Source organism: Saccharopolyspora erythraea, assembly GCF_018141105.1.
GTDB classification, from domain to species: Bacteria; Actinomycetota; Actinomycetes; order Mycobacteriales; family Pseudonocardiaceae; genus Saccharopolyspora_D; species Saccharopolyspora_D erythraea_A.
In genome coordinates, this window is record NZ_CP054839.1 from 751,128 (window position 1) to 764,706 (window position 13,579).

At 70.3% G+C, this 13,579-nt stretch carries 12 protein-coding genes; 5 read left to right on the forward strand and 7 right to left on the reverse strand.

The features are described 5' to 3' along the window. Nucleotides 1-109 precede the first annotated feature (109 nt). From HUO13_RS03555 to HUO13_RS37265, 6 genes are all read right to left on the reverse strand, one after another. Nucleotides 110-358 carry a hypothetical protein gene (locus tag HUO13_RS03555; RefSeq protein ID WP_211900073.1) on the reverse strand — a complete coding sequence of 83 codons (249 nt, stop codon included), beginning with the start codon at nucleotides 356-358 and terminating at the stop codon, nucleotides 110-112. A 3-nt stretch (nucleotides 359-361) separates the two neighbouring features. Then, entirely contained in the window at nucleotides 362-622 is a 261-nt protein-coding gene (locus tag HUO13_RS03560; protein WP_011873122.1) for a hypothetical protein, read from the reverse strand. Between the two features lie 167 nt (nucleotides 623-789). Continuing rightward, nucleotides 790-1,605 carry a hypothetical protein gene (locus HUO13_RS03565; protein WP_211900074.1) on the reverse strand — a complete coding sequence of 272 codons (816 nt, stop codon included), beginning with the start codon at nucleotides 1,603-1,605 and terminating at the stop codon, nucleotides 790-792. Nucleotides 1,606-2,428: 823 nt separating this feature from the next. After that, nucleotides 2,429-2,836: a PRC-barrel domain-containing protein gene (locus HUO13_RS03570; RefSeq protein WP_211900075.1), complete on the reverse strand. Its 408-nt coding sequence runs from the start codon at nucleotides 2,834-2,836 to the stop codon at nucleotides 2,429-2,431. A gap of 239 nt (nucleotides 2,837-3,075) precedes the next feature. Continuing rightward, nucleotides 3,076-3,879 (reverse strand): alpha/beta hydrolase, encoded by an 804-nt coding sequence (locus HUO13_RS03575; protein ID WP_211900076.1) that lies wholly within the window; start codon nucleotides 3,877-3,879, stop codon nucleotides 3,076-3,078. Nucleotides 3,880-4,207: 328 nt separating this feature from the next. Beyond that, nucleotides 4,208-4,603 (reverse strand): DUF4232 domain-containing protein, encoded by a 396-nt coding sequence (locus HUO13_RS37265; protein ID WP_249124424.1) that lies wholly within the window; start codon nucleotides 4,601-4,603, stop codon nucleotides 4,208-4,210. Between the two features lie 641 nt (nucleotides 4,604-5,244). Here HUO13_RS37265 and HUO13_RS03585 point away from each other — a divergent pair. Continuing rightward, complete coding sequence (locus HUO13_RS03585) at nucleotides 5,245-6,039, forward strand: GH25 family lysozyme (protein WP_211900077.1); 795 nt, start codon at nucleotides 5,245-5,247, stop codon at nucleotides 6,037-6,039. Nucleotides 6,040-6,341: 302 nt separating this feature from the next. Here HUO13_RS03585 and HUO13_RS03590 read toward each other — a convergent pair whose 3' ends face one another. Next, complete coding sequence (locus HUO13_RS03590) at nucleotides 6,342-7,397, reverse strand: copper resistance D family protein (protein WP_211900078.1); 1,056 nt, start codon at nucleotides 7,395-7,397, stop codon at nucleotides 6,342-6,344. Between the two features lie 1,075 nt (nucleotides 7,398-8,472). On the opposite strand from HUO13_RS03590, the gene HUO13_RS03595 reads away from it, so the two are divergent. The 4 genes from HUO13_RS03595 to HUO13_RS03610 are packed head-to-tail and all read left to right on the forward strand — an operon-like array spanning nucleotide 8,473 to nucleotide 13,348. Then, a complete protein-coding gene (locus tag HUO13_RS03595; protein WP_211900079.1) occupies nucleotides 8,473-9,414 on the forward strand; it encodes a hypothetical protein in 942 nt (313 codons plus the stop codon). Next, complete coding sequence (locus tag HUO13_RS03600; protein WP_249124425.1) at nucleotides 9,411-10,646, forward strand: glycosyltransferase; 1,236 nt, start codon at nucleotides 9,411-9,413, stop codon at nucleotides 10,644-10,646. Before HUO13_RS03595 ends, HUO13_RS03600 begins: the two co-directional genes overlap by 4 nt. A gap of 9 nt (nucleotides 10,647-10,655) precedes the next feature. Beyond that, complete coding sequence (locus HUO13_RS03605; protein WP_249124426.1) at nucleotides 10,656-11,819, forward strand: alpha/beta fold hydrolase; 1,164 nt, start codon at nucleotides 10,656-10,658, stop codon at nucleotides 11,817-11,819. Between the two features lie 23 nt (nucleotides 11,820-11,842). Continuing rightward, nucleotides 11,843-13,348 (forward strand): glycosyltransferase family 4 protein, encoded by a 1,506-nt coding sequence (locus HUO13_RS03610; protein ID WP_249124427.1) that lies wholly within the window; start codon nucleotides 11,843-11,845, stop codon nucleotides 13,346-13,348. Nucleotides 13,349-13,579 lie beyond the last annotated feature (231 nt).

Below are 13,579 nucleotides of genomic sequence, written 5' to 3' on the forward strand. Positions count from 1 at the left end.
CACCAGGCACGATCACGTCCGCCATGCCGGCCGAATGCGGTGTCCAGTGCTCCGCCGGAGTCTTGCCGCCGCGGTGTCGACGGCACCCGCAGGCCGCCGCGGTCCGTGTCTAGAGCCGGGTGACGAAGCCGCGCAGCGCGTCGAGTGTGTGCTCGACAAGGCCCTGCGTCCGCTCGATCTGGTCGTCGGCCCGGCCCAGCCCGGGCGGGACCACCGTCTCCGGGTGCTCCGGATCGAGCCGGGCCAGCGCGTCCTGGGCTTCGCCCAGCGACCGCCTGCCGCGGGCGAGCTGGCCCTGCGCCAGCTCCAGGCGGTCCTCGACCTCGTTCAGCGCCGCGATGAGTTCAGCCACGGACATGAGCTACAGCCGCCCCGCGTAGCCCTCGGCGGAGGAGATGCTCGCGTTGATCGTTCCCTGCACCCCGGTCAGGCTGTGTGCGGCTTCGGCCAGCATGCCGGTCGCGTGCTGGATCTCCTCCTGGCTGCTGCCCTGGGTCGCGTTCGCCAGTGCCTGCTGCGCCTCCTCGAGGGCGAGGGTCGCCTGTTGCAGGGCGGCGATGCTCTCCGACGCCTTCTGGCTGGCCAGGGCGATACCCGCGCGAACCTCTTCCACGCCTGCCATGTTTTTCGCGATCCTCCGGTGCAATGGGATGGGGAGAAGAACTCGTTTACCGTTGCACAAGTTAGCGCCCTGGCCGCAGAGATGCGCAGGCAGGTCGCCGGGAAGTCGCAACCGAGGTCAGCGACTTCCCAGATATATGAGCATGTTTCTACATGTCCACTGTGGAGTCAGTCCGCATTCGCGGTGTCCGCGGCGGCCGACAGCTCGATCGCGGCTATACCGGATGGCGGAGTGGGGGCGGCCGACCAACGGGCCATCGCGCGGGGGCCGTCCACCCGCAGCCGCGACCAGCCGCTGCCGCCGAGCTGGGCGATCGCGTTGGTCACGATCTCCGGCGGCTCTCCGATCGCGGGGCCGAGGTCGAGCTCGACGCGCACCATCGGCGGGCGTTCGGCCCAGTCGACGATGACCGCGTTGCGCGAGAGCCTGCTCGCCAGCGCCCGGGCGGGCCACTCCGCGCCCGCCCGGCGTTCGGTGACGACGTCTACCAGCAGCGCGAGCCGGGGCCGCCGCCTGCCGTGCTCGTCCAGCTCGCTCGGCCCCGGGTCCGGTTCCGGCATCGGCTCGTCGGGGTCGTCGAGCGGGTCGAAGGAGTCGAACGCGGCGAAACCGCCCGTCCAAGCCTCGACCAGCATCCGCTCGCCGCCGGTGACGAGGTCGCCGACGAGCTCGGGGTTGTCGACCACGGTCCAGGCGGTCGGCGGCTCGCAGGAGACCCGGTGGCGGCCGTAGTCCGGACCGAGTTCGCGCAGGAACGTCCGGACCGCGCGCGACAGCGCGCCCGGCCCGGTGCCGGAAGCGTCGCCGGGCCGGCTGATGGTCACCGACCAGCAGCCGGGTTCCTCGTCGGAGCAGTCGCCGGACTCCACGATCCGGCCGTCGAGGCGCCGCACGAGCCCGCGGCAGGCGTCGCGCGCGGCGCGCTCGTCCTCGGCGCTGACCACGACGGTGATGAGGAGCTCCAGCTCGGTGTTTTCAGACATCGCGGGACGCATTGTTCCCCATGCCAGCGCGGATGCGAACAGTTGAACAGGTGAACATCACTCTGGCCGCGTCCACGCGGCAGCGGCGGTGGGCGCCGCCCGGCCTCGCCGGCGCGGCCGGGCGGGTCCGAGAGCCTGGAACGCAACGGGCGGGGCCGGGAGCACAGGTCCACGAGCCGGATGGTGCCGGTCCGCGTGGTGAGCGCTCGGGCAGTGGTCCGCGCACGTGTGGCTGGACCAGCCAGGCGGCCGCGCCGACGGCGTTGGCGGGCCGGACCGCCGTCTGCTGTGTTCGGGCCGCTCTCCCGCGGGAGAGGTGAGCACTTGTCCCCGTGACACTCCGCGAGTGCGTCCCCGCTTCATCGAGCGTCGTTTGAAAGGCAGGTCAACGACCATCCGCCATTTCGCACGTCTGAATTTCCCGCGCACTGCACATATTCGACATGGGATCAATGCGGCGCCGGCCCCCGGGAGTGTTGCGAGACCGACACGGGTCCGCTGCTGAACGGTGCCGGAAATCGGCACCGACTTTCCAGTACCGCGAGGAGTCATGCGGCAATTGGCCGCGCTCATCGGGCGACCTCGAATGCGCGACACTCGATCACGGCGAAGTGCGCCCGCCGCCCCTCCGGGAACGACGAGCGCCCCGCTCCGCTCGCGGACGACGAGCGCCCCGCTCCGCTCCGCGAAGCGAGCCCTCGCTCCGCTCCGCGAACAGCGAGAGCCCCCGCTCCGCTCACGCCCGCCCGCGCCCGCTCCGTCCGCCCGCGTGCTCCCGCCCCACTCATGCGCCCGCGCGGGCCGGAAGGGGCTGCCCGGCCCTCTAGCCGTCGTGCCTGCGGTGGCGTCCGGTCGTCGTCTTCGCGTCTCCGCTGGTCTGGCCAGCGCCGGGCGCGCCCGTGGTCTCCGCCCCGGGCAGCTCGCTGATGCCGTAGTGGCTGTAGAGGTCGCGCCCCTCCTCGTCGGAGAGGTGGCCGTGTTCGGCCGCGACGCGAGGAGCGAACTTCACCATGTCCTTGGACACGCTGACGTCGATCCTGTCCTCCTCGGTCGAGGCCCCGTTCAGCGGCACGAAGGTCTCCCGGCTGCCCAGGAAGCCACATCGGACGGTCACCCACTCGGGCTGGTGGGTGGAGTCGTGCACGTACACGTTGCCGACCCGGCCGATCTTCACGCCGCTGCGGTCGTAGACCGCCGTGCCGATCAGGTCCTGCGCGCGTTCGACGTCCATCGCCAACCCCCTCGGAATCTCGCGCGCACGCGTCGCCGGGAACCGCTCCGGTGCGCCCCCCGACACGCCGTGCGCCGCTGATCTCACGCTGCATCCGAGGTCAGTGGCCTGCAACCGGGTACGCGGCAATCACCACCCGCGCGGGTGACGCAAGTGATCGCTGGTTCTGCTGACGGATCGCATCCGACATCACTGATCGTTGATCGAATCCAGTGATAACAGTGAGGGGGTTCGGCTGATCAGGTGTTCAGCTCGCGACCGACGAAGGTGAGCACGTCGCCCATCACCTCGGCCTTGTTCGTCTCGTTGAAGAGCTCGTGGCGGCCGCCCGGGTAGATGTGCTCGTGGAACTCGTAGCCCCGGATCCGGTCGATCCCGGTGCGGGTGTCGGCCTCGGGGACCAGCTCGTCGTCCTCGCCGTGGATCCACAGCGCGGGCACCCGCAGCGTGACACCCTCGTTGATCCGGGTCAGGCACTCGTCGATCGCGGCGAGCGTCGTCCGCTTGAACGCCCCGTGCCAGACCAGCGGGTCGTCGGCGTAGTCGCGGCCGACCTGCGGGTCGCGGGAGAGCGTCGCCGGGTCGATCGGCGTCTCGGGGATCTCCTCGGCCTCAAGCAGATCCAGTGCGTGCCAGGTGCCCAGCACCGGGGCGCAGAGGACCACCGCGGCCAGCTCGTCCTGGTGCAGTTGCGCGTAGCGGGCGGCGAACATCCCGCCGAGCGAGTGTCCGATGAGGACGACGGGCAGCTCGGGGTGCTCGGCGGAGATCTCCTGCCGCACCGCCTCGAGGTCGGCCACGACGTCGTCGGCGTCGGAGAACAGGACGCGTTCGCCGGGCGAGTTGCCGTGGCCCACGTGGTCGGGAGCGCAGACGAAGGCCCCGGCGCCCACCAACTGCTGCGCGACCCACTGGTAGCGCCCGGAATGCTCGCCGTATCCGTGGGCGAGCAGCGCGACCCACCTCGGGGCGGCCGCGGACCAGGTCCGGACCGCGAGGCTGCCGCTGGGGACCGTGACTTCTCGTGCTGTCGGCTCGACCATGGCCACACCCCAGCACAGACCGGGGGCTCGCGGCCAGCATTTCACCGGACACCCAGGTCCGCGGGTCGTAGTCGCAGGTGGACGCCGGGATGAAGGGGGAGCGGGCGGCGGCGGTCGCTGCGGGCCGGTCCGCCCAGTGCCCCCCCCACCGATCCCCCGGCCGCGACGAGCACCCTCGTCCCGGCTGCCCGGCTGCCCGGCTGCCCGGCTGCCCGGCTGCCCGGCTGCCCGGCTGCCCGGCTGCCCGGCTGCCCGGCTGCGCCGCCTTGGCACCGCAGCCGGGCGCGCGGTCGTCGCCCCGGCCCCTGAGCAGCTTCGTCTTAGCTGGTCAGGAGTGGTATGCCGTGCCGTCGATGGAGCCGAAGCCGCAGACCTCGCCCAGGTCCCACGTCACGCTCAGCGGGTCGGTCTCGTCGGGCGGGATCACCTCGGCACGCACCGGGGTCGGCTGGCATTGCCCGTCGGTCGGCTCGCCCTCGTGCGGCACGGCGGTCCAGTGCAGCGTCGCGCTGGCGGACTTGCCAGGCGCGAGCCGGATCAGCGTCGGACCGGGGTCCGGCGTGCGCTTGAGGTCCGTGGGCAGCGGACGGCCGTCGGCGCCGATGAGCTGCAGGCCCCCGTAGCCGTAGAGGTTGCACGTCTCGCCGCTGGTGTTGGTCAGCACCAGCTCGGCGTAGCGCTGCCCGGCTCCCGGCTCGCCGGGCTGGAGGCTGCCGGACAGCATCGAGGTGTGGCAGCGCTGCGAGCTCGCGTTCTGCGGCTTCGGCTGTGGAGCCTGTGGCTCGGTCTTGCCGCTGGCTGACGCCGCCGGAGCAGTGGCACTCGACGGTGTTGACGCGGGCGCGGATGCCGGTGGCGTTGGCGACTGGGCGTTCTGCAGCGCTGGGACGCTCGTGCCGCCGCTCTGCTGCCCACAACTGCTCAGCAGCACCGCCGCTAACACCGCTCCGGTCGCCTGGACCGCCCGGAGGCCCGCCTTCCCCAGCCGTGCCGTGCCGCCGGGTCGTCCGCTGTTCACAGGTCGCAGAGCCACGATGACCACCTCCCAAACCCCGCCGCCGCGGCGGGCGCGTCATGTTCGCTCTCCTGTTTATGGAGACGTTCGACCCGGGTGCGGGTTGCATACGCGTCCGTGCTTTTCCCGCCGAATTCGAAGATCACCCATTTCACGCACGCAAGGGCCGAACGGGGTCACCAATCGGGCCGCGGTGCTCCCCGTCGGTGAACGCTCACGGTTCCATTCGACTCCAATTTCGGGTCGGTGTCGACCAATCGGGTGGGGATCTTGACCCGGACGGCGGGCCGACCGGATGGCGGATCTCCGATAGGTTGACCAGGGGAAGGCAAGCAATTCAGGGGGTTGGCATGGCGCTGCGCATTCCGGGCATCGATGTTGCGAAATACCAGGGTGAGCCGAACTGGGGCGCGGTCCGCGGCGCCGGGTACGCGTTCAGCTACATCAAGGCGACGGAAGGCATCGGCTACGTCAGCCCGACGCTGGACGCCCAGCTCGCAGGGGCACGCGGCGCCGGTATGGTCACCGGGCTGTACCACTTCGCGCGGCCCGACACGAACTCCCCGCAGCAGGACGCCGCGGACTTCGCCGCGCAGCTCGGGCGGCTCAACTCCAGCGCGGCGGGCAACCTGCCGCCCTGTCTGGACATCGAGACCGACGGGCCGGACCTGGCGGCGTGGGTGAAGGGCTTCATCGACGCGATCCGCGGCCACACCGGCAGGCACGAGGTCGTCGTCTACGCCTCGACGTCGTGGTTCGCCGGCAAGCTCGGCACCGACTCGTGGGTGGACCCCGGCGTGTTCCTGTGGGTGGCGCACTACGGCCGGCCGCCGGGTGAGCCCGGCTACCTCACCGACCGCGTGGTGATGCACCAGCACGCGTCGGACGGCCAGGTCCCCGGCATCGCGGGCAACACCGACCTCAACGTCTCGATGGTCGACCTGCCGGTGCTCACCGGAGCGGGTGCTCCGCCGCCGCCCCCGCCGGGTCCGCCGCCGGCCGAGACCTACGTCGTGCAGCCCGGAGACACCCTCTCGGGGATCGGCGCCCGCCTCGGCGTCGACTGGCGGGAGATCGCCAGGGTCAACGGCATCGCGGACCCGAACCTCATCTACGTGGGACAGGTCCTGCGCATCCCGCGCTGACCCGGTCGGGTCAGGGGCCGTGCCCGACCACCAGCGCAGCGCCCGCGCCGGGCGCCTGCCGACTCCGGTACGGAGCCGCGGCGCAGCCGGCGACGGGCGGGGTGGCGGCGCCGCGCCGGCGCCCACCAGCGGACGACGGTGCGGCGCCGGCACCTGCGGGCGCGGGGGTGAGGCGAGCCGGGCCACGGCTCTCGCGCACGGGCGGAACAGTGAGCACGCCCTGAGCGGCCAGAACGCTGCGGGTCTCATCCCCTCGCCAGGTGACCGGTCTCCGGCTTCGCCAGTCCCCGGGCTCCGGGCCGTCAGGCGACTGGGGAGCGGGCGAGGACGGCGCCGAGGCCGTAGGCAACGGCCATGACGACGATCTCCGCCGCCGCCCAGGTGAGCAGGGCGCTGTTCTGGTGCCGCTCGACGCGGGGCAGCAGGCGGAACCGGACCCGCGCCCCGATCAGCGCCACGGCGACGAGGCAGGCCGTCTTCAGCAGCACGAGCCCGCCGTATCCGGTGGTCAGCAGCCCCGCGAGTCCGACGCCGGGAGTGATGGCCAGCTGCATCAGCCCGTTGAACGCTCCGGTGATCGCGACCGTGGCGAGCGCGGCCGTCGCCAGCTTCGAGAAGCGCGGTAGGGCGACCGCGAGCAGCCCGCGCCGCGGCGCGACGAAGAACAGCAGGGCGGCGAGCCCGCCCGTCCACAGCGCGGCCGCGACCACGTGCAGCTCGATCGAGAGCATGCTGAACTGGTGGTACTCCCAGTCCGTCGCGTGCCCGGTCAGCGGCATCGGCAGCAGGCCGAGCAGCGCCACGACCGTGCGCAACTCGGCGGGGATCGTCTCGCCGTGGTTCAGCGCGGCGAGTCCCAGCGCCGCCGAAACCAGCGCGGCTCCGGCGCTGACCACCAGGCCCAGTCCGGCCGGGACGCTGACGACGTAGTCGGTGACGGCGGTGGTGGTCAGCGCGCTGCCCGGGTCGAGTTCGCGCACCTGCAGCAGCAACGACGCCAGTGCGAAGCACATCCACGCCAGTGCCGTGATGACCGAGACGCGGCGCGCGCGGCTCAGGACCGGCTCCACCTGCTTCGGCCGCGCCGCACCGAGCAGCTTGGGCAGCATGCTCAGGCCGATGGTGCCGACCGCGGCCAGGTCAAGCAGCACCCGCAGCGCGGGCAGCCCGTACCGGACGGCGGGTTCGGGCAGCGGCAGGCCGGGGATCGCTCCGGCGTCGACGTAGGCGGTGGCCACCAGCGCGGTGAGCACCGCCACGGCCAAGGCAACCGCCACGACCGCGTTCTTGACCGCGCGCGACTTACCGGCCTCCGACGGTGAGCCGGACGAGGTGGCGGCATCGGGATCCACGGCCATCGCCTCATCGTCTCACCCGGTCGGGTGGGACGGAGGGCTGATCCGGATGGCGGGAACATCCGGAAGGTCGCACACGCCGCCGATCACGCCCGACGCCGTGCTGACCGCGGTTCACCCAGGTTGATCGCGCTGCCGATCCGGGTGATCACACGACGTGATGTTGTTGGTTCGGCGAGCGAGGGATCTCACCGATGTGACCTTTCGAAGATGTCGGTTGGATCACCGTTGCGCCGATCCGCGCAGTTGATCTTCATTGCGTTGATTAACGTGGTGGGATGCCGTTTTTTCGAGCCGTCGGGGGGATTGCGGAGACGTCGATCATGGTTGTCCGGCCGGCCGCGGCCCAGCGGGGAAGTGTGGCTGGCAATCTCCTCAGCGCCGTTGTTCTACAGTCGACCGCGTGGATCCGGCGGACGGCGCGCGACGATGCGCGGGAGGTGTGGGCGCCGTGCCCCGGACGCCTGCCGGAGTAACGATTTCCAATCGGTTTCGGGATCTGTTCTTTCCCGGTGATTCGACGTGTGGTCGACAATCGTTCACCGGTTCGAGGTGTGCTTATTCGTCGGACCATTCCCGGCACGGTGTTTTCCGCTGCGCACGAGATTGCGCTCCGCGCTTGTCCCGCGTCCGCCGCCGGGGAGGTGTCAGGGACGCGGTGCGGGTTACCCGTATGGGTGGAATGACCATGACGAGGTGTGCACGATGGGTAACAGCCAGGCCGGATGATCTGCCGGCCGGAACGGGGTGTTCTCCGGCAACCCTGAGGCCGTTCGGGGGCGCGGGGGTGCGAGCCTGGGGAGTCTCAGGGAGAAACTGGGGTAGTACCCCGGATGTGGGCGATCCGATGAGACGCGAGATTGAGCGGCGTGCAGGGACGGCACCGGTCAAGGACACCGGTCCTGCCGAGTGGGGCCGATCGGCCCGTGCGTCGGGAGTCGCGGAAGTGTTCGGATGGGGGGCGTGTCGTGGTACTCGCACTAGTGTGGGCGATCGGCGAACCGATCTGTTGTCTGGGGAAGAGGACTGACGCCGCTTTGCTCGAGCATTCGACCGACCTCGTGGGGCGTGGTCCGCGATGACCACGTTGGCGGTGCTGCTCGCCGCGCTGGGGGCTGTCGGCTATGCGGTGGGCGCGCGCACGCAGCACGGGGCGGTGCACGACACGATCGGCGACAGCGGTCTGGGCCTGCGCAGCCAGCTGCGGCTGCTGAAGAACATCCGCTGGCTGCTCGGGCTGCTCGCCCTGGGCGCCGGTGCGGTGCTGCACGCGTGCGCGCTCGGACTGGCGCCGTTGACCGTGGTGCAGCCGATCGGAGTCATCGCGCTGCCGATCACGGTGCTGCTCAACGTCCGCGAGCGCGGCATCCGCGTCCGCGACCTCAAGCCGGCCATGGTGTTCGCGGTCGTCGCGAGCACCGTCGGCGTAGGTGCCTTCGTGGTGCTCGCGGCCGGTAGCGCGACCCCGACGCCGGTCGCGCCCGACGACCAGGTGCTCGCCACCCAGCTCGTCGGCGGCGGGGTCCTCGCCCTCGGCGTCTTCGCGATGATGAGCAGGTCGAAGCTCCGGTGCGTGCTGTTCGCCGCGGGATGCGCGGTCGCGTACGGGTACGTCTCGCTGCTCACGCGTGCGGTGGTGCAGCAGCTCGGCACCACCGACCTGCTGTCGCTCAACCTGTGGCCGCTGTTCGGGATCGGCATCGCGATGATCGTCGGTGCCTGGCTGCTGCAGCACGGCTATGCCAGCGGCCCTCCCGACCTGATCGTGGCCTGCCTCACGGTGATCGACCCGATCGTGGCCGTCGGGCTGGGCATCGGGCTCCTCGGGGAGGCCGACCGGGTGGACACGTGGACGGCCGTCGGCGAGGGCGTCTGCGCCGCCGTGGCCTGCGCCGGGGTTTTCGCGCTGGCCCGCTTCCACCCGGAGAACCGCGAGCGGCGCGTACCCACACCTGTGACCGGCAGCAGTGATCTTGCCGGACCGAGTTCGACAGATCGTCCTGACGGGAGTACTCCTTGACTTCGCAACCGTCCAGCAGGCGTCCGCTCCGGATCGTGATCGGCGCGGTTCTGTACCCACCCGACGTGAACGGGGCGGCCAACTTCGGCCACCGGCTCGCGACCGGCCTGGCGCGCCTCGGACACGACGTGCACGTGATCTGCCACGCGATGGGCCGCCAGTCCAGCACGCGTGTCGAGGACGGCGTCACCGTGCACCGCGTCGGTTCCTACGCCACGCCCGTGCACCCGACGTTCCGCATCAACACCCCGTGGCAGGCGTTCGCGGCCGCCGACGAGCTGCTGGCCGAGATCCAGCCCGACGTCGTCCACGTCCAGTCGCACTTCTACATCTGCCGCGCCCTGATCAACGCCGCCCGCAAGCGCGGCATCGGCCTGGTGGCGACCAACCACTTCATGCCGGAGAACATCTTCGGCTACCTCAGGATCCCCGCGCTGCTGCAGCCGGTCGCCTCCCGCATCCTGTGGCGCAACCTGATCAAGCACTACAGCAAGGCCCAGATGGTGACCGCACCGACGCCGCGCGCGGTGCAGCTGCTGCAGGACAACGGCTTCGACCACCGGGCCATCCCGGTGTCGTGCGGCATGGACGTGGAGCGCTACCGCCGCCGGGCACGGTTGTTCCGCAAGAACAACCCCGACCCCAAGACCCGGACCGTGCTGTTCGTCGGCAGGCTCGACGAGGAGAAGCACATCGACGATCTGCTGCGGGCGATGTCGGTGCTGCGCACCGAGGCCGCCACGCGGCTGGAGATCGTCGGCGACGGCAGCAAGCGCGCCGCCTACGAGCAGCTCGCCCACGAGCTCGGCATCGGCGACCGGGTGCACTTCGCCGGGTTCGTCAGCGATGACGAGCTGCTCGACGCCTACGCCCGCGCCGACGTGTTCTGCATGCCCAGCATCGCCGAGCTGCAGAGCCTGGCGACGATGGAGGCGATGTCGGCGGCCACCCCGGTCGTGCTGGCCGATGCCATGGCCCTGCCGCACCTGGTCGAGTCCGGCAAGAACGGCCGGCTGTTCCCGCCGCACGACGTGCACGCCCTGGCCGCGGCGATCGACGAGATCATCAGCGACCGCGCGACCATCGACCGGATGGGCGCGGCCAGCGAGCGGCTGGTGTCCAAGCACGACATCAACGCCGTGCTCGGCCGGTTCGAGTCGATCTACCGGCACGTCACCAACCCCGACGAGGTCCTGGAACTCGAAGAGCTCCACGCCGAGCTGGCGAGCTGAGCCACCGCCATGCCCAGCACCCGAACCGAACCGGTGGAGCGAGTAGCGGAGATCAACGGATCCGACCTGCACTACTGGATCCACCGCGACGTCCTCGGCGATGTGCGAGTCGCCGAGGACGGTGGCCGCCCCGGCGCCGCCGAAGCCGGTGGCAGTGGGAACGCCGGTGTCACTGAGGCCGATGGTCGCGCTGACGCCGGCCGCGGTGCCGATGTCACCGCCGAGGCCGTCAGCGGCCCTGATGCGAATGCCGCCGCAGACGGGGGCACCGATGCGGCCGCCGACGCTTGTGCCGTTGCCACTGGCGGCGCCGATGCCAATGCCGCCGTCGATGCCCGTGGTGGCGCTGCCATCGATGGGGCTGCCACGGCCGACGCCGACGGAGGCGGCGATGCCGTGGAGACCGTGCTGATGGTGCACGGCCTGCGCGGCACGCATCACGGCCTCGAACTGATCGCCGACGGACTCGGCGAGCACCGCGTCGTCGTCCCGGACCTTCCGGGGTTCGGCGCCTCGGGGCCGATGTCCGGCCACCGGCACGACGTCGAGGGCTACGCGAGCGCGATGATCCAGCTGATCAAGCTGCTCGGCGACCGCCCGGTGGTCCTGCTCGGTCACTCCTTCGGTTCCATCGTCGCCGCGCATGTCGCCTCCTCCGCTCCTGAGCTGGTGCGGCGGCTGGTGCTGGTCAACCCGATCTCGAGCCTGGCCCTGAACGGTCCGAGGGTGGTGCTGTCCGGGCTCACGTCCGCCTACTACTCCCTGGGCAAGGCGCTCCCGCTGCGCATGGGCAACTCGCTGCTGTCCAACAAGTGGATCGTCCTCGCCGCGAGCCGGACCATGACCCGCACCAAGGACCGGCAGCTCCGCCGGTTCATAGATCAGAACCACCTGCGGCACTTCAGCCGCTTCCACAGCCCCGCGCTGCTCAACGAGACCTTCCTCGCCTCGGTGAACAACACGGTCATGGAGTACGTGGACGCGCTGACCATGCCGACCCTGCTCATCGCGGGCGAGTCCGACGAGATCGCACCGCTGCCCGGCCAGCGCGTCCTCGCCAAGCGTCTCGACGACGCCGAGCTGGTGGTCCTCCCCGACGTCGGTCACCTCGTGCACTACGAGACGCCCGTGGCCGCCGCGCACGAGATCAAGCGTTTCCTCGCAGCATCATGAGCGACCGAGAGACGAGAGATCCCGTGGACGCCAAGAACGCGGAGGCCGAGGCCGGTGCCCGTACCCAGCGATCGGACGACGGCGACGCCCTGGGCGGTGCGCCGGACACTGCGGGCAGCGTGCGGTCTTCAGAACCCGGACGTGCCGAGGTCGCTGGTGACGCACCAGCGACCGGCACCGGCCGTGCTGCGACCTCCGGGGACACCGATGGCCGCGACAACCCTGCGGGAGTCGGCCACCCGGCGGACGCCGACCATCCTGTGGACAACGACAACACCGCAGGGGCCGCCAACGCCGCGGGCTCCACGGCCACCGGGGTTTCGGCGGCCACGGCGGGCTCTGCCAACGCACAGGCAGCGGAGAGCATCGGGGGTGCGCCCGAGGGGCGTCGGATGAACGTCTTCATCGACGCGCGTTGGACGCGGACCGACACCCACGACGGCATCAGTCGCTACGGGGCGAACCTCATCGAGGCATTGCACCAACTCCATCCCGTGACGATGTTGATCCATGACGACCGGCAGCTCGACCTGCTGCCGGACGGGGTGCCGCACGTGAAGATCAACAGCCCGCTCTCGCCGCGCGAGCTGTGGGTCTCGCGCACGCTGAACAAGCTGGGTGCGGAGGTGGTTTTCAGCCCGATGCAGGTGATCGGCGGTTTCTCGCGGCGGTACAAGCTGATTCTCACCCTGCACGACCTGATCTACTACCGGCACCCGCAGCCACCGGGATTCCTGCCGTTGCCGGTCCAGGGCGTGTGGCGCCTCTACCACAAGGCGTACTGGCCGCAGCGGGTTCTGCTCAACCGGGCCGACGCCGTCGTGACGGTAAGCGAGACGACCCGCACGCTGATGAGGCACCATCGGCTCACCCGCAGGCCCATTACCGTCGTCCACAATGCACCGTCCGAACTGGACTCATTGGTCAGTGCGAAGGACTTGGTCGACCCAGAGCGCTGCGAAGGTGCGCTGACTGCTGCTGCGGGCGAGGATGCCCGGAACGGTGCCGGTGGCCCCCGCGAGCTCGTGTACATGGGTTCGTTCATGCCGTACAAGAACGTGGAAACACTGGTCGATGGCATGGCTCTCCTTTCTGGGTATCGGTTGCACCTGGTGAGCCGGGTCGCGCCGGCACGGGAAGCCGAGCTGGCGGAACGGATCCCGTCCGGCGCGGACGTCGTCTTCTGGCGCGGAATCAGCGACGGGGATTACCACGAACTGCTGTCGAGGGCGTTCGCGCTGGTCACCGCGTCGAAGGACGAGGGTTTCGGGCTCCCGATCATCGAGGCGATGAACGCGGGCACTCCGGTCGTGTGCAGCGACCTGACGATCTTCCGCGAGGTCACCGGTGGACACGCCCGGTTCTTCCAGTCCGACTCGCCGGACGGCTTTGCCGCTGCGGTCAACGGCTTGGAAGACGATGCAGTGCGTGCGGAGCTGGTGGAATCAGCCCGGGTTCAAGCCAAACAATTCACGTGGACCTCCTCTGCGGAGCGGTTGCTCGAAGTGATGCACTCGGTCGTCCGGTAGCGGATTCGGGGCCGGTTGACGCAGCGGGAGTTCTTGCCTGGGAGGGACTCGTTCGCCAGTGCGTCGAACCGGGCGGAATTCCGGTTCGGGGTAAGGAATTCCAGTGCGTGATTCTCGATCTGGCCGACCTTGCGCAATACCTTTGTCCAAGTCGGGGGTAATTTCGGGGATGGTCGGGACGGGGGTGCGTTCCTGGTTCGTCGGTGAGAGAAACGTCCTTGCTTCGCGTGC

What these genes read in the sequence shown, in the direction of transcription:
- HUO13_RS03555 (WP_211900073.1), bottom strand. Translation starts at nt 358, where the DNA reads ATGTCCGTGGCTGAACTCATCGCGGCGCTGAACGAGGTCGAGGACCGC.
- HUO13_RS03560 (WP_011873122.1), bottom strand. Translation starts at nt 622, where the DNA reads ATGGCAGGCGTGGAAGAGGTTCGCGCGGGTATCGCCCTGGCCAGCCAG.
- HUO13_RS03565 (WP_211900074.1), bottom strand. Translation starts at nt 1,605, where the DNA reads ATGTCTGAAAACACCGAGCTGGAGCTCCTCATCACCGTCGTGGTCAGC.
- HUO13_RS03570 (WP_211900075.1), bottom strand. Translation starts at nt 2,836, where the DNA reads ATGGACGTCGAACGCGCGCAGGACCTGATCGGCACGGCGGTCTACGAC.
- HUO13_RS03575 (WP_211900076.1), bottom strand. Translation starts at nt 3,879, where the DNA reads ATGGTCGAGCCGACAGCACGAGAAGTCACGGTCCCCAGCGGCAGCCTC.
- HUO13_RS37265 (WP_249124424.1), bottom strand. Translation starts at nt 4,603, where the DNA reads ATGCTGTCCGGCAGCCTCCAGCCCGGCGAGCCGGGAGCCGGGCAGCGC.
- HUO13_RS03585 (WP_211900077.1), top strand. Translation starts at nt 5,245, where the DNA reads ATGGCGCTGCGCATTCCGGGCATCGATGTTGCGAAATACCAGGGTGAG.
- HUO13_RS03590 (WP_211900078.1), bottom strand. Translation starts at nt 7,397, where the DNA reads ATGGCCGTGGATCCCGATGCCGCCACCTCGTCCGGCTCACCGTCGGAG.
- HUO13_RS03595 (WP_211900079.1), top strand. Translation starts at nt 8,473, where the DNA reads ATGACCACGTTGGCGGTGCTGCTCGCCGCGCTGGGGGCTGTCGGCTAT.
- HUO13_RS03605 (WP_249124426.1), top strand. Translation starts at nt 10,656, where the DNA reads ATGCCCAGCACCCGAACCGAACCGGTGGAGCGAGTAGCGGAGATCAAC.